Here is a 1,275-nt window from a genome sequence, read left to right on the forward strand (position 1 = left end):
CCCTGACGCCGGTGGGCCGGCCGGGACCGGGTCCTAGACCGCCGGCTGCTGCTGAGTGATGCAGTGGATGCCGCCGCCGCCCGCGAAGATCGGGCGGGCGTCGACCAGGGTCACGCTACGGTCCGGGAAGAGGCGGCGGAAGATCTCGGCCGCGACCTCGTCGTGCGGGTCGCCGAAGGCGCAGAGGACGACGCCTCCGTTGCACAGGTAGTGGTTGATGTACGAGTAGTCGACCCAGTCGCCCTCCTCGTCCTTCAGGACGGTGGGCGCCGGGACCTCTATGACCTCCAGCGGGCGGCCCTTCGCGTCGGTCTGGCCGCGCAGGATCTCCACGTACGTCTTCGAGCGCACGTAGTCCGGGTGGGCCGGGTCCTGCTGGCTGTGGACGAGGACCGTGCCGGGGCGGGCGAAGGCGGCGACGATGTCGACGTGGCCCTGGGTGCCGTAGAGGCCGTAGTCGCCGGCGAGGCCGTGCGGGAGCCAGATCGCCTTGGTCGTGCCGAGCTTGGCGTGGATCTCCTGCTCGACCTGCTCGCGCGTCCACTCGGGGTTGCGGCCGGCACCGAGCTGGACCGTGTCGGTGAGGAGGACGGTGCCCTCGCCGTCGACGTGGATCGCGCCGCCCTCGTTGACGAGGGGGGACGGGAGGACCTGGACCCCCGCCACGTCCGCGACATGGCGGGCGATCTTGGAGTCGTGCTCCCAGCGGGCCCAGTCCTGGGCGCCCCAGCCGTTGAACACCCAGTCCACGGCGGCGAGTTCGGTGCCGTTCGTGACGAAGGTCGGGCCGATGTCCCGCATCCAGGCGTCGTCGAGCTCGCGCTCGACCAGGTCGATCTCCGGGCCGAGGAGCGCACGGGCCGAGTCGGCGTCGCCGGGGGCGACGACCACCGTCACCGGCTCGAAGCGGCGGACGGCGCGGGCCACCGACGCCCAGGCCTCGCGGGCCTCGGAGAGCTCCTCCTCGTTGGTGAAGGTGGGGTTGGGGCTGGGCCAGGCCATCCAGGTGCGCTCGTGCGGCATCCATTCGGCGGGCATGCGGAAGGTCATCGATGAGTCCTAGAGGAAGTAGAGGCGGTTGAGGGAGACGGATTCGGCCGCCTCGGAGCGGATCGGGGAGCCGTCGAGCGAGACGAGGCCCGTCCGGCCGTCGACCTGCACGTCGCCGACGCGGGAGTTGAACCGCAGGTCGGCGGGGCCGATGCCACGGGTGCCGCGCACGGCCACCCGGCGCCGGCGGGTCGGCAGGGAGTCGGAGCCGAGGTCGACGGCGGC

1 protein-coding gene and 1 pseudogene are annotated in these 1,275 nt (G+C 72.4%); both read right to left on the bottom strand.

The window, feature by feature from the left end; all coding sequences use genetic code 11:
• Nucleotides 1–33: 33 nt before the first annotated feature.
• Nucleotides 34–1,050 (bottom strand): agmatine/peptidylarginine deiminase, encoded by a 1,017-nt coding sequence (locus CCN56_RS36950; protein WP_086832096.1) that lies wholly within the window; start codon nt 1,048–1,050, stop codon nt 34–36.
• Between the two features lie 9 nt (nt 1,051–1,059).
• Nucleotides 1,060–1,275 (bottom strand): annotated as a pseudogene (locus CCN56_RS36955) (urease subunit alpha); the annotation flags it as partial.

Source organism: Streptomyces sp. NRRL B-24572, assembly GCF_002156145.1.
In the GTDB taxonomy this organism is placed as follows: Bacteria; Actinomycetota; Actinomycetes; order Streptomycetales; family Streptomycetaceae; genus Streptomyces; species Streptomyces vietnamensis.

Excerpts from the sequence above, each read along its gene's own strand:
- CCN56_RS36950 (WP_086832096.1), bottom strand. The coding sequence starts at position 1,050 with ATGACCTTCCGCATGCCCGCCGAATGGATGCCGCACGAGCGCACCTGG.